Origin of the sequence: Oceanimonas baumannii (assembly GCF_002245495.1) — a bacterium.
Classification (GTDB): domain Bacteria; phylum Pseudomonadota; class Gammaproteobacteria; order Enterobacterales; family Aeromonadaceae; genus Oceanimonas; species Oceanimonas baumannii.
Genome location: NZ_NQJF01000016.1, coordinates 1 through 17,593, shown reverse-complemented (window position 1 = coordinate 17,593; position 17,593 = coordinate 1). Strand labels below are relative to the sequence as shown.

15 protein-coding genes and 1 pseudogene are annotated in these 17,593 nt (G+C 54.1%); 7 read left to right on the top strand and 9 right to left on the bottom strand.

The window, feature by feature from the left end; genetic code table 11:
* Positions 1-14 precede the first annotated feature (14 nt).
* On the top strand, positions 15-1,400 hold the full coding sequence (locus B6S09_RS16175; protein WP_094279532.1) for an L-cystine transporter: 1,386 nt from the start codon (positions 15-17) through the stop codon (positions 1,398-1,400).
* Between the two features lie 177 nt (positions 1,401-1,577).
* Here B6S09_RS16175 and B6S09_RS16170 read toward each other — a convergent pair whose 3' ends face one another.
* Entirely contained in the window at positions 1,578-2,189 is a 612-nt protein-coding gene (locus B6S09_RS16170; RefSeq protein WP_094279531.1) for a LysE family translocator, read from the bottom strand.
* Between the two features lie 126 nt (positions 2,190-2,315).
* On the opposite strand from B6S09_RS16170, the gene B6S09_RS16165 reads away from it, so the two are divergent.
* Positions 2,316-3,200, top strand: a complete 885-nt coding sequence (locus B6S09_RS16165; protein ID WP_094279530.1) for a DMT family transporter — start codon at positions 2,316-2,318, stop codon at positions 3,198-3,200.
* A gap of 4 nt (positions 3,201-3,204) precedes the next feature.
* On the opposite strand, the gene rarD is transcribed toward B6S09_RS16165, so the two are convergent.
* On the bottom strand, positions 3,205-4,134 hold the full coding sequence (gene rarD / locus B6S09_RS16160; protein WP_094279529.1) for an EamA family transporter RarD: 930 nt from the start codon (positions 4,132-4,134) through the stop codon (positions 3,205-3,207).
* A 204-nt stretch (positions 4,135-4,338) separates the two neighbouring features.
* Here rarD and B6S09_RS16155 point away from each other — a divergent pair, with 204 nt between their 5' ends.
* Together B6S09_RS16155 and B6S09_RS16150 are read left to right on the top strand one after the other, a co-directional pair.
* Positions 4,339-5,199: a hypothetical protein gene (locus B6S09_RS16155; RefSeq protein ID WP_094279528.1), complete on the top strand. Its 861-nt coding sequence runs from the start codon at positions 4,339-4,341 to the stop codon at positions 5,197-5,199.
* Positions 5,200-5,272: 73 nt separating this feature from the next.
* Positions 5,273-7,006, top strand: coding sequence for a GGDEF domain-containing protein (locus tag B6S09_RS16150; RefSeq protein ID WP_094279527.1), 1,734 nt, complete (start codon positions 5,273-5,275; stop codon positions 7,004-7,006).
* Between the two features lie 71 nt (positions 7,007-7,077).
* Here the strand turns inward: B6S09_RS16150 and yiaY are convergent, their stop codons facing one another.
* Positions 7,078-8,229 carry an L-threonine dehydrogenase gene (gene yiaY / locus B6S09_RS16145; RefSeq protein ID WP_094279526.1) on the bottom strand — a complete coding sequence of 384 codons (1,152 nt, stop codon included), beginning with the start codon at positions 8,227-8,229 and terminating at the stop codon, positions 7,078-7,080.
* Positions 8,230-8,316: 87 nt separating this feature from the next.
* Positions 8,317-9,834: an acetaldehyde dehydrogenase ExaC gene (gene exaC, locus B6S09_RS16140; RefSeq protein WP_094279585.1), complete on the bottom strand. Its 1,518-nt coding sequence runs from the start codon at positions 9,832-9,834 to the stop codon at positions 8,317-8,319.
* Positions 9,835-10,047: 213 nt separating this feature from the next.
* Here exaC and B6S09_RS16135 point away from each other — a divergent pair, with 213 nt between their 5' ends.
* Positions 10,048-11,751, top strand: coding sequence for a sigma-54-dependent Fis family transcriptional regulator (locus B6S09_RS16135; RefSeq protein WP_094279525.1), 1,704 nt, complete (start codon positions 10,048-10,050; stop codon positions 11,749-11,751).
* A 127-nt stretch (positions 11,752-11,878) separates the two neighbouring features.
* On the opposite strand, the gene B6S09_RS16130 is transcribed toward B6S09_RS16135, so the two are convergent.
* Positions 11,879-12,448, bottom strand: a complete 570-nt coding sequence (locus B6S09_RS16130; RefSeq protein WP_243832895.1) for a L,D-transpeptidase family protein — start codon at positions 12,446-12,448, stop codon at positions 11,879-11,881.
* A gap of 55 nt (positions 12,449-12,503) precedes the next feature.
* Positions 12,504-12,755, bottom strand: a complete 252-nt coding sequence (locus B6S09_RS16125; RefSeq protein ID WP_094279523.1) for a hypothetical protein — start codon at positions 12,753-12,755, stop codon at positions 12,504-12,506.
* On the opposite strand from B6S09_RS16125, the gene B6S09_RS16120 reads away from it, so the two are divergent.
* Positions 12,754-13,299 (top strand): hypothetical protein, encoded by a 546-nt coding sequence (locus B6S09_RS16120; protein WP_094279522.1) that lies wholly within the window; start codon positions 12,754-12,756, stop codon positions 13,297-13,299. The genes B6S09_RS16125 and B6S09_RS16120 overlap by 2 nt on opposite strands.
* Before the next feature lie 335 nt (positions 13,300-13,634).
* Entirely contained in the window at positions 13,635-14,606 is a 972-nt protein-coding gene (locus B6S09_RS16115) for a sensor domain-containing diguanylate cyclase (RefSeq protein ID WP_166670361.1), read from the top strand.
* Positions 14,607-14,615: 9 nt separating this feature from the next.
* On the opposite strand, the gene B6S09_RS16110 is transcribed toward B6S09_RS16115, so the two are convergent.
* The 3 genes and pseudogenes from B6S09_RS16110 to B6S09_RS16100 all read right to left on the bottom strand — a co-directional run.
* Positions 14,616-15,464, bottom strand: a complete 849-nt coding sequence (locus tag B6S09_RS16110; RefSeq protein WP_243832897.1) for a phage integrase — start codon at positions 15,462-15,464, stop codon at positions 14,616-14,618.
* A gap of 226 nt (positions 15,465-15,690) precedes the next feature.
* Positions 15,691-16,758 (bottom strand): hypothetical protein, encoded by a 1,068-nt coding sequence (locus B6S09_RS16105; RefSeq protein WP_134114013.1) that lies wholly within the window; start codon positions 16,756-16,758, stop codon positions 15,691-15,693.
* Positions 16,759-16,912: 154 nt separating this feature from the next.
* Positions 16,913-17,452, bottom strand: a pseudogene (locus B6S09_RS16100) (retron Ec48 family effector membrane protein); the annotation flags it as partial.
* Positions 17,453-17,593: the final 141 nt, after the last annotated feature.

The following is a 17,593-nucleotide window of genomic DNA, read 5'->3' as shown; positions in this document are numbered from 1 at the left end:
AACGTGGAGTCCCCATGCTGACCGTGCTCGTCAACCTGGCGATCTTTGTACTGCTGATGCTGGTGCTGGGCAAACTCGCCCGCCGGGGTCAGTCTCTTTCCCGTCAGGTGCTTACCGGCCTGGTATTCGGTGTGGCTGCCGGCTTTGCCATGCAGTTGTTCTACAGCGCCGACACCATCGCCCGCACACTGGAATGGGTGAATGTTGTCGGCGGCGGTTATGTACGCCTGCTGCAGATGATTGTGATCCCGCTGGTGCTGGTGTCCATTCTGGGCGCGGTAGCCCGGCTGCACAATGCCACCTCCCTGGGCAAAATCAGCGTCATGACGCTGGGTATATTGCTGTTCACCACCGCCATTTCGGCGCTGGTGGGTGCCTTTGTTACCTATGCCTTTGGCCTGAGTGCTGCCGATCTGGTGCAAGGTGCCCGTGAACTGGCCCGTGCCGAACACCTGGAAGCGACTGTAGCCAGCGTGACCAATCTGTCTGTGCCTCAGCTGCTGGTGTCCTTTATTCCCCGCAACCCCTTTGCCGATATGACCGGAGCCAGCCCCACTTCTATTATTGGCGTGGTGATCTTCGCCGTGTTCCTGGGGCTGGCGGTACTGACCCTGCTTAAAGATGAGCCGGAACTGGGCAAACGCGTGCTCGGTGGTATTGAAGCCCTGCAGGCCCTGATTATGCGCCTGGTGCGGCTGGTGATGAAGCTGACCCCCTTTGGCGTGATGGCGCTGATGACCAAGGTCATTGCCGGCTCCAATCTGCAGGATGTACTGAGCCTGGCCGGTTTCCTGGTGGCTTCTTACCTGGCCATTGCCATCATGTTTGTTATCCATGGTGTACTGCTGACCCTGGCCGGAGTGAATGCCAAGCGCTTTTTCACCAAGGTATGGCCGGTACTGGCATTTGCCTTTACCAGCCGCTCCAGTGCCGCCACCATTCCTCTGAATGTACAGGCACAGACCCAGAAGCTGGGCGTGCCCGAGAGCATTGCCAACTTCTCGGCCTCCTTTGGTGCCACCATTGGCCAAAATGGTTGTGCCGGTATTTATCCGGCCATGCTGGCCGTCATGATTGCCCCCACCATGGGCATTAACGTGCTGGATCCGCTGTGGCTGGCGACGCTGACAGGGGTCATCACCCTGGCTTCATTCGGTGTGGCGGGAGTCGGCGGTGGTGCCACCTTTGCTGCCCTGATCGTGCTGCCGATTATGGGCATGCCGGTCGCGCTGGCCGCTTTGCTTATCTCCATTGAACCGCTGATAGACATGGCCCGCACCGCCCTCAATGTAAATGGCTCCATGACCGCCGGTACCATCAGCAGCAAACTGCTGGGACAGACCGACGACGCCGTGTTTGCCGCCGACAATGATAGCGACAAAACACCGGTCGTGGCCTGAACACCCGGCAGCCGCTCGGATGACTGACACACTTTCGTCTTCTCTGTTGTCACTCCCGCGACCGCGGGAGTCTAGTGCAATATGTCATGGACCCCCGCCTCCGCGGGGGTGACGGGGGTTTTGCAGAGATAACCATTTGATTAAAAAAAGCGCCGGCAGGCGCTTTTTTTACCCCGATTAACGGCTGAGTGGCAGCCAGCCGCCTATCAGCATGAACAGAGCACCACAGCTACGGTTAAAGCCCCGTCCACAGCGGGTAAGCCAGCCCGACACCCGGCCGGCAAAGCCGGCAATAAAGCACTCGGTCAGACATTCCACCAGCGCAAAGGTGAACGCCATCACCAGAAATTGCCCCCACAGGCCGGCGGCAGGATCAATAAACTGTGGTAAAAATGCAGCAAAGAACAAAATGGCTTTGGGATTGGCAAACGCCGATAACATGCCCTGCCGGGCCATGGTCCAGCTGCTGGCATGCCCGCTAATGGTACCCACACCACCGCCGGGAGCCGGTGAACGCCATACCTGAATACCCAGCCAGATCAGATACATACCGCCCAGTATTTTCATCACCAGTAACAGCTCAGACGCCAGTGTCAGCAACGAGGCAATGCCAAACATCGACAGCCCCACCACGCCAATAAAGCCGGCCGCCCCGCCGGCAATGGTGGCCAGCGTTCGTCCCGGCCCGTAAAGCGCACCGTGAGTCAGTGCCAGCAAGCTGTTGGGGCCCGGAGTCAGCGATAATCCGACACAGGCAGCCAGATAAACCAGCCAGGTATCAAAGGTCATAAAACGTTCCGTGTACATACAAAGGGACTTCTTTCTATCAGATTTGGCCATATCCGTCACCGCCCAAAGGTGACTCTGGTAATATGGCCACCGCCTTCTTCTCCTGCTCAGTACAAGGACACTGCCATGCTGTGGATCCCCTTTACCCTGTTTGCCGCTTTTATGCAGGCCTGGCGCAATGCCTTTCAGAAACAGTTAAGCCAGCATGCCGGTGCGGCGGCGGTGACCCTGGCTCGATTTGTGCTGGCCTGGCCTCTGGCCGGCCTCTATCTCTGGCTGCTGTATCACTGGCAACCGGCACAGACACTGCCCGCCTTCACCGCGACCTTTGCCGTGCTGATCGTGGCCGCCGCCGTCAGCCAGATTGTGGCCACGGCCCTGATGGTCCGGCTGTTTCAGCTGCGTAACTATGCCGTGGGTGTCGGGCTGGCCAAGAGCGAAGCCGTGCTGGCTGCGGCACTGGGGGTTTTCTTTTTCAGCGCACCGCTCACTTTCCTCGGCTGGCTGGGTGTTATCATCGGCGGGATCGCGGTATGGCTGCTGAGCGGTCTGCGCCGGGCCGCAGGCCAGGCGGTGCCGGCCAGCACGCTGATGACCGGGCTGGGCAGCGGGCTGGCCTTTGCGCTGACCTCGCTGTGGGTGCGGGAAGCCAGCCTGGAGCTGGGAATGGCCTTTCCGTTTGGTGCCGCTTGGGTACTACTGCTGGTGATCAGCCTGCAGACCCTGCTGATGGTTGGCTGGTTGGGGCTGCGTAATCCGCAGGCGCTGGTCTCGCTATGGCAACGCCCGGGGCTGACAGTGCTGATCAGCCTGACCAGTTGTCTGGGTTCCATTGGCTGGTTTACTGCCATGAGCCTGGAAAGCGTGGCCCTGGTTAAAACCCTGGGCCAGGTGGAAGTCTTATTTACCCTGATGATCTCGGTCTGGTATTTTCGGGAACGTCTGAGCCAGCGGGATCACGGCGGCCTGGTGTTAATTGTTATCGCCGCCGTGTGTGTAATGTGGGCCTGAATGATCAGCTGCCGTGACTGCCCGGAGCCTGATGATGGGCACTCTGCCGAAAGGGATAGCGGCGGAATGCCAGCATTTTGCGCACCCCTTCCAGGATCAGCAATGCCACCGCGGTCCAGATGGCGATAAAGGTAACCCACTCTTTACCGACGATGGTTTCACCCAATACCAGCGACACCACCACCAGCAGCACCGGCTCCACATAACCCAGCAAGCCGAACAGGCTGAACGGCAGCCGCCGGCTGGCAAGAATATAGCAGGCCAGTGCCAGTGCACTGATCATGCCAAGCCCCAGCACCAGCAGGTAAAGCAATGGCCGTTCATCAAAAGCAGCCATGGGTGAGTCGGTGGCAAACACAAACCAGGCCGCTACCGGCAGCATCAGCAGCATATCGCACCAGAGCCCGCCCAGGTTGTCGTTACCCAGCCAACGACGCCAGACAAAGTAAAGCGGGTAGCCAATCGCCACGACCATCGTTTCCCAGGAAACCCCGCCGGCATGCCACAGTTCATTCCCTACCCCCAGGGCCGCACAGGCAACGGCCAGCCATTGCAGCCGGGTGGGACGTTCCTGATACAAAAAACGCCCTACCAGTACCAATACCAGCGGCATCATAAAATATCCCAACGATACTGCCAGACCACGGCCATTTATGGGGGCCCACATAAAGATCCACAGTTGCACCGCCATCAGTGCAGAAGAAAGCGGCAGACCAATCCACATTACCGGGCGGGTTTTCAACTGAGTAAACAACGCGGTTACCAGCCGCCAGTCACCGCTGTACAGCAGAAACAGGCCCAGGCAGGGCATGGTCAGCAACATGCGCCAGCCAAATACCACTTCGCCATTCATGGGCGTCATCAGGCTGGCATAATAATACAGCAGCGCAAATAACACCGATGAAAACACCGATAATGCAACCCCTCTGGCCACTCACTATTCTCCTTTTTGCGGATAGTACGCTCTAAAATTCGCGCGAAGCTTATCAGTTTTAAGATGAAATAATGAGCTAATTTAAAAAATAAAAGCAGACATATTTGTTACTTACAATGGCTATTAACAGCAGACCTTTATGGTTAACATCCAATTTACGAAAATATTCATCAAATCACGTTATCGCCTTTCTGGAGGCTCCGTATGTTCCGTATTTTATATGCCTGGCCGCTGTTGCTGCTGACCGCCTGTGTCGGGGCCGATGACGCCCGTTTAATGCTGGATCCTGTCGGCAGCCTGTCTTCTGCTCTGCAGGAAAGCTCGGGGCTGGTAGCGCTGAAGTCAGGGTTTATAAGCCATAACGACAGTGGCCATGATGCCGAATTATTTATCCTTGATGAGCGCGGCGACACCCTCCATCGGGTACCGGTTGCGGCCCATAACCGGGACTGGGAAGATATCGCCCGCCACGACAATACCCTTTATATTGCCGACACCGGCAATAATGGCGGCAAACGCCGGGATCTACGCGTGCTGGCCCTGAAGCTGAAACCGGACAACACACCGCCAGAAGAGCCGCATGTGTTACCAGTGCGCTACCGGGAGCAACACAACTTCACTCCTCCTCCTCATCAGCACAACTTTGACGCCGAGGCACTGACGCAGGTAAATGGCGAACTGTGGTTGCTGACCAAACGCTGGCTGGATCAACAAAGTGCCATTTATCGTCTGCCCCCCGATGGCGATTCGTCCCCCCTAACCCAGTGGCAACGGCTGAATACACAAATGCTGGTGACCGGAGCCGATTTTGATGCCGGCACGCAAACCCTGTTGCTGGTGGGCTACAGCCGTAGTCTGTTTAACCGCCAGGCATTTGTCTGGCTTTACCCGGTACAAAACAACCGGGTAACTGAACAGGCGGGACGACGCTTTCGTCTGAATGAAACCGGTCAGTTTGAAGCCATTACACTGGGCGCAGACGGTCATTTATACTTTACCCGGGAAGGCTCGGCTCCCCGGTTATTCCGCAGCCGACAGCCGTTAACAACGTTAATATCGGGTTAAGGATGCACTGTCATATTTTCTTCATAACAGTGCCATATAGTGGTTGTATCTGGCTAATTTTAACATTCCTTCAATGATCCTCGCCTCTCACCCCGACAATCAGATTACAGATCTGATCGCCCAAAACCGGCTACGCCCCTTATTCCAGCCCATTATGGATATACGGGCCCGCCGTATTCTGGGACACGAAGCGCTGATCCGAGGCCCTGCAGGCCACCCTCTGGAGATGCCTGCCGCCCTGTTTGCGCAAGCGCGTCAGCTCAACCAGCTGTCGGAACTGGATCTGGCCTGCCGCAAGGCTGCCCTGCTACGTTTTCGTGAGCTCAACCCCGGTGGCTGTCTGTTTATCAACGTCAACCCCAATGTGCTGCTCGATCACCAGCACCCGAGAGGCTGCACCCGCCAACTGGCGGAAATGCTGGATATCGCGCCGGAGCAAATTGTGATTGAGTTATCCGAACAGGATGCGGTACAGGATACGCCCGGCCTTAAAAAAGCGCTCAGGCATTACCGGCAGTTGGGCTTCAGGGTCGCCATTGACGATCTGGGTGCCGGCTACTCCGGACTTAAACTCTGGTCTGAACTTCAGCCGGACTTTGTAAAAATTGACCGCCATTTTGTTCAGCAGCTGGAGCAGGATCCAGTTAAACGGGCATTTGTACAAAGCATTGTGGAGCTGGCCCGCAGCATGGGCTCAACGGTGATTGCCGAGGGCATTGAAACCCGGGCCGAGCTGGATCAGCTGCAAGCCATGGGCATTTATTACTGTCAGGGCTACTGGCTCGGACGGCCCGCCGAAGAACCGCAGTCCTCGGTCCCCGCTTATATTCCGGTCAGCAACTGCCGCACGCTGCCCCGGTATCAGGATACGGTAGAAAGCCTGACCCGCTCTGCCATGGCCATGGACGTCCATGATCTCCTGGACGACGCCTTTGAACACCTGCGGGCCGATAGCCGGCTACATTCCATCCCGGTGCTCGCACAGGGCATGCCGGTCGGCATGCTGCATCGTGCCCGGGTAATGGAGCTGTATTCCACACCGTTTGGCCGGGCACTTTACGCCAACAAGCCCGTGACCCGGGCCATGGACAGGCAGCCCGTCATCGTAGACAGCCACACCATTCTGGAGCAGGTCAGCCACCTTGTCACCGATGATGACAGCGTCAACGTCCGTCAACACTTTATTGTGACCCACAATGGCCATTACCATGGCCTGGGCTCGGTACGCTGCCTGTTACGAACCATTACCGAACAACGGTTACTGCACGCCCGCTATGCCAATCCCCTGACCCAGTTGCCAGGAAATGTCCCTATCTACCGGGAAATTGATGAGGCGTTACAACGAAAGCAACATTTCCATGTCGCCTATTTCGATCTGAACCACTTCAAACCCTATAACGATGTCTACGGATATGCGCAGGGAGACAAGGTACTGCAATGGGTGGCCGGGATGATGCAGCAGATCATCGGCGATGCCGATCAGTTTCTGGGTCACGTCGGGGGCGATGACTTTGTCGCGGTATTTGACGAAGGATGCGACTGGCAGGCACTCTGTGATGAGATCATCCGTCGCTTTGATAACGAGATTACCGGGTTTTACCGTCCTGAAGACCGGCTGCGCCGGGGCATGACGGCTCCGTCCCGTAACGGAGAGCTGCAACATTATCCGTTGCTGGGCATTGCAATTGGCGTGGTGCGTCCGGATCCATCACGCTGCCATTCACACGATGATGTGGCCCTGCTCGCCAGCAGTGCCAAGTATGAAGCCAAACAGCACGACCACAGCCATTGCTGCTTCCGTCACTAAGGCGGCCCGCTAACACACCTCGCTAAAAAAATGCCGGGCATTGCCCGGCATTTGGCTAGTGGCAAGCAGCGTCAGAATGCCGCTTTAAAAATACCCACAACTTCTTCATGCGTTGGCTGTACCGGGTTGGTCAGGCCACAGGCATCTTTCATCGCATTGCTGGCCAGCTCGGCAAAGTCTTCTTCTTTTACCTTGAGCTCGTTCAGACCGGCAGGAATACCCACCTTACGGGCCAGAGCTTCAATGGCCTCAATACAGCGCTCGGCACCCTGCTCCGCAGTCAGGCTCTGAACATCTTCACCCAGCGCCGCTGCAATCTCACTCAGGCGCGTGGCAGCCACCCGGCTGTTAAAGCGCTGCACATGGGGCAGCAACACAGCGTTACATACACCATGAGGCAGATCATAGAAACCACCCAGCTGGTGCGCCATGGCATGTACATAGCCCAGGGAGGCGTTATTAAAGGCCATGCCAGCCAGCAGCTGAGCATAAGCCATATTATTACGGGCCTCCATATCAGCACCGTTAGCCACGGCATTGGCCAGGTTCTGGCTTATCAGGGTAACGGCCTTGATGGCACAGGCATCAGTGATGGGGTTTGCTGCCGTGGAGACATAGGCTTCCACAGCGTGGGTCAGCGCATCCATACCGGTAGCGGCGGTGAGCGAAGCCGGCATATTCTTCATCAGGAAGGGGTCGTTGACCGACAGCACTGGGGTAACATGCTTGTCGACAATGGCCATTTTAATGTGGGTGTTTTCGTCGGTGATAATGCAGAAACGGGTAATTTCAGACGCGGTACCGGCGGTGGTATTGATGGACACCAGCGGCAACTGAGGCTTGGCAGACTTGTCGACGCCTTCATAGTCCCGGATGTCGCCACCGTTACTCGCCACCAGCGCAATGGCCTTGGCACAGTCATGCGGCGAGCCGCCACCCAGTGAAATGACAAAGTCACACTGGTTCTGAGTAAGAATCGCCAGACCTGCTTCCACGTTACCGGTGGTGGGGTTGGCCTGGACGCCATCAAAAATGCTGGCCTGAATGTCCTTAACTGCCAGCGCCTGCTGCAACTGACCGGCGTAGCCCAGTTCTACCAGTGGTTTGTCGGTCACGATCAGGGCATGACGAAAGCCTGAATCGCTGATCTGATTAACGGCCTGATCCAGGGCACCTTCACCAATCACGTTAACCGAAGGCATAAAAAATGTTGCTGTGCTCATAATCTTGCTCCTGCTGAGGCATTAACCTCATTGATTGTTGGTATTTAACGTCATGACGGCACCGCCCATACGGTGCCGGTGTGTCGATCAGAAGAAACCCAGCGGATTGCTGCTGTAGCTGACCAGCATACACTTGGTAAGCTGATAGTGATCCAGCATCATTTTGTGAGTTTCCCGGCCAATGCCCGATTTTTTATAACCACCAAAGGCAGCGTGTGCCGGGTAAGCATGGTAGCAGTTCATCCATACCCGTCCGGCCTGAATGCCCCGGGCCACCCGGTAGGCACGGTTAACATCCCGGGTCCAGACGCCGGCACCCAGACCAAACTCGGTGTCGTTGGCAATTGCCAGAGCCTCGGCTTCATCCTTAAAGGTGGTCACCCCTACCGCCGGTCCAAAAATTTCTTCCTGGAATACCCGCATATTATTGCGCCCCTGGAAAATGGTCGGCTGGATATAGAAGCCGTTTTCCAGTCCGCTGATGGAGTTGGCCTGGCCACCCAACAGCATTTGCGCCCCTTCGGAACGGCCAATTTCCATATAACCGAGAATTCGGTCGAATTGCTCCCGGGACGCCTGGGCTCCTACCTGGGTCTCGGTGTCGAGCGGGTTACCCTGCTTGATCTCCTTGGCACGGGCCAGCACCCGCTCCATAAACTCGTCGTAAATGCTTTCCTGTACCAGCGCGCGGGACGGACAGGTGCACACCTCACCCTGGTTAAAGAAGGTAAGCAGCATGCCTTCAATGCATTTGTCCACAAACTCGGGCTCATGGCGCAGCACATCTTCAAAGAAGATATTGGGCGACTTGCCACCCAGCTCCACGGTTGAGGGGATCAGACGTTCGGCAGCGGCCTTGAGTACATGCTGACCGACCGGGGTAGAGCCGGTAAAGGCCAGCTTGGTAATGCCGGGATGACGCAGAATGGCCTCACCTGCTTCCGGACCCAGACCGTTCACCACGTTGATCACGCCGGGCGGCAGCAAGTCACCAATCAGCTCCATCAGCACCAAAATGGATGCCGGGGTCTGCTCGGCAGGCTTGAGCACGGTACAGCAACCTGCAGCCAGCACGGGAGCCAGCTTCCAGGCAGCCATCAGCAAGGGGAAGTTCCAGGGAATAATCTGCCCTACCACACCCACCGGCTCACGGAAGTGATAAACAGCGGTGCTGCCATCCAGCTCAGCAGCACTGCCTTCCTGTGCCCGAATGGCACCGGCAAAATAGCGGAAGTGATCCACCACCAGAGGGATATCGGCCGCCAGGGTCTCCCGTACCGCCTTGCCGTTATCCCAGGTTTCTGCCACCGCCAGCATCTCTTTGTTCTGCTCAATGCGATCGGCAATACGTAACATCAGGTTCGAGCGCTCTGCCGGCGGCGTGGTTCCCCAGGTGGCAAACGCCTGAGTTGCAGCGTTAACGGCCAGATCAACGTCGGCTTCGTCGGAGCGCGGCACTTCACAGAATACGGCACCGTTTACCGGTGAAGTATTCTCCATATAACGGCCCTTGAGCGGGGCAGTCCATTCGCCGCCAATATAGTTCTGGTAACGGGGCTTGAAGTTAACGACGGCACCGGGCTGTCCGGGTTGCTGATAGATCATATTGCTCTCCTTGCGGATTGTGTTCAGACACTGTGTACATTGCAAGGCCGGTGCCAGATTTACATTTTCATAACAAAACCATGCATAAACCTTATGCCACAGGGCATTGCAGGTTACACTGAGCACAGACAGCGCCCGCACAGGGCTTGCTGGCTGTAGTGAAAGTGTACGGGTGTTCAACAAAAGTGTTCAATTTCCGGACAGGCGAAGATCATGACCATGCAATTTCTTACCTCGGGTGTGCAGCCCGGCGAGCTGCTGACCCGCTCCTGGCAACGTAGTCAGAGTTTTGGACTACAACCTCACCATCAGGCCGACCCCGACTGCCTGAGCCCGGCCGATCTGCGCCGGCAACAGCAGCGGCATCATCATCTGTTGAGCCTGCTGGAAAAAGCCATGCCGTTGTTTGAACAATGGCAGCAAGGCCGGCATTGCCGGCTGCTGTTTGCCGATGCCGACGGCACTATTTTGCTGAGCACCGGCGACAACCGCTTTGGTGACCGGGCACGCCGGCTGGCACTGGCCACCGGGGCCCGCTGGCATGAACAAAGCATGGGGACCAATGCCATTGGCACGGCACTGTCCGAACAACAGGAAGTTTCCATCCTGGGCGAGCAGCATTACATTCATGCCAACCGGGCGATCAGCTGCAGCGCCAGCCCGGTATTTTCTCCTGTAGGCGAGCTGCTGGGCGTCATTGATATATCCAGCGAGGCCGGCGCACACAGCAACGACATGTTGATGACAGCACGGCTGATGGCGCTGACCATGGAAAATGCGCTGGTCAGTGAACAACGGGATGCCTGCTGGCTGCTGAACCTGGCCAATGATGCCGCCGGCCTGCAACAACCCTGGTCCGCCCTGATTGCCCTGCGGGAAGACGGCCGTTTGCTGGGAGCCAACCGTCGTGCCCGCCAATGGCTGCCCAAGCTCGACCCGAGCGCATTGCTGGAGCAGTTGCGTCAGGGGGAGCTGACGCCCTGGGGGGATGGCATGGCGCTGTTAAGCCGCCGGTGCACACCGGCCCGGCCGGCTCGTCCGGTCGCGCAGTCTGCCTCCGATACCGCGCCACTCAAGTTGCTTAATCATGGTGTGCCGCTGCTGCTGCAAGGCGAGACCGGTACCGGCAAAGATCACCTGGTACGCCGGCTGCACCGGCAAAGCCAGCGTGCACAGGGACCGTTAATTGCCGTCAACTGTGGTGCCCTGCCCGCCGAGCTGATTGAAGCCGAGCTGTTTGGCCATGCATCCGGTGCCTTTACCGGCAGCCACAAAGAAGGCCGAACTGGCTATATTCGTGCGGCTCACAACGGCATTTTGTTTCTGGATGAAATCGGTGAACTGCCGCTGGCCTCCCAGACCCGCCTGCTGCGCGTACTACAGGAAAAAGCCGTGGTGCCGCTGGGCTGCCATCAGCCCGTACCGGTGGACTTCTGTGTGATTGCCGCCAGTCACCGCGATTTGAGCGCCATGGTGGCAGAAGGCACATTCAGAGAAGATCTGTATTTTCGGTTAAATGGCTATAAACAAACCCTGATGCCCCTGCGGGAGTATGAACGGCCGGCATTTGAAAGCCTGACCGGACAACTGCTGCAGGAACTGCACGGCGAGCAGGCCCGGCTGGCTTCGGGCCTGATGGAGCAGCTCTTTGCCTGCCCCTGGCCAGGCAATATTCGCCAGCTCCGGCAAGTGCTGGAAGTGGCCGGCATTCTGGCCGACGGCGGCCTGATTGAGACTCACCACCTGCCGGAACTGCCGGCTGCTCCGTTAACAGCAAAGCAGGATGCGGATCTGAAAACCGCGACTGAACAACGTATAAAAGAAGTGCTGGACGACTGTAACGGCAATGTCAGCAAGGCCGCACGGCGGCTGAACATCAGTCGTACTACCCTGTATGCCCGGCTTAAAGGGCGCTGAGCGCTCACTCCCTGCTGCCGGACAGAGTAAGGCTGGCCGCTTCCGGTGTCGGTAAGCAGGCCAGCAACATAGGCGGACAGAATCCTGTCAGAAGTGTGCCGCAATGTAAAAAACGGCGGAGCGCTGACTAAATATCTTCATCGCGGGAGTATTTGGCAAACTCCCGGGAAATATCCGCGTACAGCTCCACCGCCCAGCGCGGCAAATTCGCCGCAAAGCCATCCAGCGGCTGCTGACGGGGATCGTGCGGAGCAATCACCACCGAGGTATTTTCAACCCCAATCTGGCTGACCAGCACAAACAGCTCTTCAATGGCAATATCGCCTACCGCCAGGCACCCCACTGATTCGGCCTTACCGTGAATATAAATATCACCACCGGGATCGGTCCGACCTTCCTTGGCGGCACGCATCAGATCGTAGGAGTTGGGATAGTTCAGCCGCATGGACAGGTGAAAACGGCTGTTAGGATTCAGGTGGGTAATTCGATAAATGCCTTCGGGAACCTGCTTGTCCCCTTCCCGCAATTTGGGTCCGGGGCCGCCACTGGCCTTGCGTACCGGGTAACTGCGAATAAAGCGAAAGTCGCCCTGATCATTACGGGCCCACAGCTCAAGGGCTTTTTCTTCCTTGGTGGCCAGCAAAACAATGTCTTTGGGCGGGTAACTGACATCAGCACGCATAAAATACGGCTTCATTCGAACCTCTGCCAGCGCGCCATAAGACGCCACGACATTCTCAATTGAGCCATGGTTATAGCTGAATGCACTGCCAGACATAAGTAAAGTAGTTAAAAACAGGCTTGGCGCGACGAAACCGGACATAAGGCGCATAAATAACAGTTAACTCTTGGTCACTTCCTGCTTCAATAATAGCCTGAGCCGTAACCGGTTGTAACCACTCAAGCACAATTTCATACTGTAGTGTGCTGTCGCGCCGGCGAGCGATCACATTTACCAACAAGAACAAGGGTGTATGCCGCCCAACAACCGGAGGTTTCTTCATGTTTTCATTATTCCGGCTCTTGCCCGTGCTGCTGCTGACCGGCTGTGCCCAGATGCCGCAGCTGCTTGAGCGGGAGACCCCGGCTCCCGTTAACGAGCACAGCCCGGGGGTAAGCATCACTCAAGACAAACCACCCCGGCTGGCGGCGCTCACCTACTATACCGGCACTGCCTACCATAGGGAGCGAGCCAGTGCCTGCGCGGAAAAACTGATACAGCCGGACGCAGCCGGCGAGCCGGTCATTCGTTTTACCGGTCGCGATATGCTGAATGCCGCCGGCATGGTCAGTCACACCACCCGGTTATACGGCATGCTGCCGGTAAGGGATCGCATCCGTTTTGAGCTGACGCTGCTGGAAAAGGTATCGGGTACTACTTACGGCTTTCGCCGGATTGAACTTTCCCGCTTTGATCGGCTCGGCCTTAACAGCCATGGATTTAGCGCCCTGCCTCCCTCCGGCAGTAAAACCCAGCTGGTGTACCAACGACTGCAACAACTATATCGGGAAATGGATCACTGTATTCAGGGAGAAACAGCCCCATAACAAGCAAAAGCTCTTACTAAAATCAAACACTTATAAGGCATAAAAAATAGCCGCGAGCCAAAAGCTTGCTGCCATTCTTCATAGCTGGTGCAGGGTAATCGAGCTGAGCTTTATGGTTCTTTCCTGATGGTCGGAGCATAACGAACGTGAAGTGGCCGAGAATTCGCCAGAGCGCCAGAATCAACCCAATGGCCAGCCGGTGAAAGTTGACAAGAGAAATAACAGCACCTGAAGCTCAAAAAACACTTTTAAAGCATGCCCGGCACTGATCAAATAACGCACTGAAAATGCTCTGTTATAATGCACATACCTTTTCAATTGAGGCTTCATATCTGATGCTCAAGCAACTGTGGAACCGTATGCTGAAGAGTCTGATGTTCTCAGAGCACAGCGAACCTTCTGAGGCCACGCCAGCTCCGGACAAGCTGACATTAATGCTGAATGCCATTCCAGATCTGATGTTTGAAATAGACGCTGATGGCCGCCATTATGACTTCCGGGCGCTGCGTCCCGAGTTGCTGGTTGCTTCTCCAGAGGAAATAATTGGGCGTACAATTTCAGAGATGATGCCGCGTGAAGCCGCAGAAGCACTCCTGCTTGCGCTTAAAGAGGCAAGCGTTAAAGGTTACGCCAAAGGAACCCAAGTCGAATTACCAACCTCTGATGGTATACATTGGTTTGAAGTATCCATAGCAAAACAAGAGCAGGTTGAAGGTGAAGAGCCACGGTTTATCGCTCTGTCCAGGGATATAACAGATCGCAAACACAAGCAGCTTGAAATAGAAAGGCTCGCATACACTGACGCACTGACACGCTTACCGAATCGTATTTTGTTTGAAAAGCGCCTGAGACTGACTCTGGCGTCATGTGAACAAACCGGATTGCATGCCGCATTATTATTCTTGGATCTGGACGATTTTAAGCAACTGAATGATGGTAAGGGACACGATATTGGTGACGCCATGCTTGCCGCATTTGCTAAGCGCCTGCGCGCTTCTGTGCGCTCTCAGGATCTGGTGGCCCGCTGGGGGGGTGACGAGTTCGCCGTTATCATTGAAGCATTGGATTCAGACCGTGAAACGGCCACAGCCCAGGCCGACCGAATTTGCCGGCAACTGGTCAGTAAACTGGAAGCCCCCTACTGCCTTAAAGATGACACGCACAACTGCCATGTCAGTATCGGCGCATCTGTTTTCAACCATGAAAAAGGTGATATTGAAACGCTTCTTAAACAGGCCGACAGAGCCATGTACGGTGCGAAAGAAAAAGAGGGTAGTCATTACCATTTTTCACTGGATAGTACCTGACCGTGGAATCTATGCCCGTTGCGAATCTGCCACCAGGCCCCCACCACCGACCGGCTCCTGCTTGGCACGGGTCACGGCATCGCGAAATGCCTCGTAGCAATCCTTGAACAACCTGCCCCGCCGCCGGGGCAGCGAGGCGAACAGCTCGGGGGAAATGGGAATGGTGCGGTTGCGCTTGCCCTTGGTCTTGATGAACGACACCCGGTAAGGCGAGAGCTGCGACTGGGTGAGCGTTTCCGCCTCCGACCAGCGGGCGCCGGTGGCCAGGCAAATGCGCACCACATGGTAAAGGTCTTGGTTCTGGCTCTCCTTGCAGGTATCCAGCAGCCGGACAATCTCTTCCTGGTACAGGAACGCCAGCTCCGACTCGCTCACCTTGTAGGTACGAATGCCGTCCAGCGGGTTGGCGCCGTCCCACTCCCCCAGCCGCTTCAGCTCGTTGAACACCGCCCGCAGGTAAGCGTGCTCCCGGTTCACCGTGGTGGGTGTAACCGGCCGGGTGTTCTCATCGCCGGCCAGCCGGCGCTCCCGGTAGCTGGCGAAGTCTTTCGCCGTGAAGGCGGTGGCCACCGGATCACCCAGGGCATTCACCAGATGATTGAGCTTCGACAACCGACTGGTGCCGTCGGTCAGGCTCTGGCCGTGCAGGCCATACCAGCGATTAACCAGATCGCTCAGCCGCCGTTCTTCCTGCTCGTCGGCCTCGTTCTGCCAGGGCTTGTCTGCCGAGAGCAGGTGCCGTTCAAAGGCCATGGCCTCGCCCTTGGTGGTGAACAGCCGGCGGATCCGCCGACCGTCCCGCCCTTCCGGGAACACCTGAGCCTGCCACTTGCCTGAAGGTAACTTTTTTACTGCCATATCATGTGCGGGTTATTGCAGAATACTGGCATTATATACAGTAAAGTGAATAGTAGATCATGTATAAAATCGAGTAAAAGATACAGCTACATTTCTACCCCTGCACAAAAATCACTCTTGGTGAGACATGGTGCATGTAGCTCCCCCCCAAGAAGATCTTAAAAGTAAAATATATAGAATTAGCTCCTCATCATTTAAGTAAATGACACTGTGACAGAACCTTTCTCTATTTTTTTTCCAACTTACCAAAAATGTTATTAACTATTTTAGGGATATCAATCTCGAAACACTTACCTTTGTAAGATGTTATTTTCACTCCGTCAAATGGCTCCCAATAATTCTTTATATCCCCTCTTAACCTATTAGATTTTAACTTTAACTCTCTATCTTCTAATAGTGAAATTTCTTTTTCTTTAAGAGATATAACAGCCCTTGAAAGTTCGAGTTGAGACTTCAAATGATTCACTACTGAGCTTAACTGTTGATATCGAACTTGTGACTCAAGATCGTCTCTACAGGAAATTAAATTAACGTTATCTTTATCAGGAATAGATAAATATGCACTTAATGCAGTCGTGATATTACCCAATGCCATTTCTTTGTTTTCAGGATAAAACATCAAGTAGGTAACATCCGCTTTATCACTTATTGATAGATCACCTGAAATCCCCAAATCTTCAAGGAATTGTCCAAAGTATGTTAGGTACTGCAAAAATGATGATTTGTATTCTTTGGGGAATCTAAACTGAGAAATAAACGCATCCTCATCATTAAAACCTAACAATACAATGTTGTGACATGAACTCAGAAATTTACAAGCTTCGTCGATTGAATCCTTCAACACCAAATCTTGAGGTAAGAAAAATGATATTATTAAAAACCCTCCCTCACCTGATTCGTCGAGCACCATTTCAACATCATATTTATCATGCCTTCTCACTTCCTTTTCAAACCCCTTAAGGAAGTGTTTCAAATTTACCCTTTCATCCCAATTTGAATTTATATAATCAGTTGAAATCTTACAGAATGTTTTATTTTCTTTCCTTCCCACCTCCATGCAAAAGATGTGAGGGTACAAAGAATGGGAATAAGATGCGTTAATACACACATCATCAGGAATAGCACTCCCCTGAAGAAATTGCACCTCAGAAAAATCGAACTCATCATCCATCGGCTCAAAAACATAGCGACACCCGGAATATCCATACCCATCCTCTGAAACCAACCCTTCAAGGCATTTCTGACCAAAAAAAAGCTTTGGGACATTTTCTTGAACTGAAAGTGTAATATCCATTTCTTATAAAACCAAAAAAGTGTGAACTAACTATTTAATGTGCAAGACACTATTTATTACGATAACTTACTGCACAAAGAGGATTTTTAAGTCAATTTTTAATTTTCACTCACTGAATATTGAAAAGATTTTATACTTCCACACCAATAATATCTCAACGACGGTAATGTATCTTTTCAATATCAGGGACAATAGAGCCGGAGCAGAATGCTTTATTTACCGTCGAGATTAAATCAAATATTTGCCTTTCGATCTCATCAAAGTCATTCCTGGGGTGAAACCCCAACTTTATACCAAAGAAATTTATTTTTTTAGAAATTCTTTCTTGATGCTCTTTGTATCTATATGATCCTTCCTTGGCATTTTGTGCCTGACCATTTGATCTAGATATTTCATCATTTATTCCTATCATCGCCATTACATATTCACCAGAAATATCCATGGAACCAGTTCTAGAACTATGAAATATCAAGTTATACCACCTAAACATATCCACCGAGGATATATTAAGCATATTTCTTTTACCGACCTCAAACGTCACATAATCTTGAAATATTTTAAAGTGAGATATGTGGTTATTAAGCGCATTAGTTTGAGCAACGTTGAGATAATTACTAACAGCAACAACTATCCCACCAACGGTCGCTATTGAAACAAGTAAGGACAAGGTCTCTTTAAAAATAGTAAGAGCTGCACTTAACTCCTTCCCAGGGCAAGATTACGAAAGCCCCAGCCCTGACAGGACTTGCGACAGGTAAGCGGTATTTCGACTTGCCCGTTTTTGTTTACGTTTGATACCAGCCTTGAAGCTGGTATCACTGTTCAGGGCATTGAA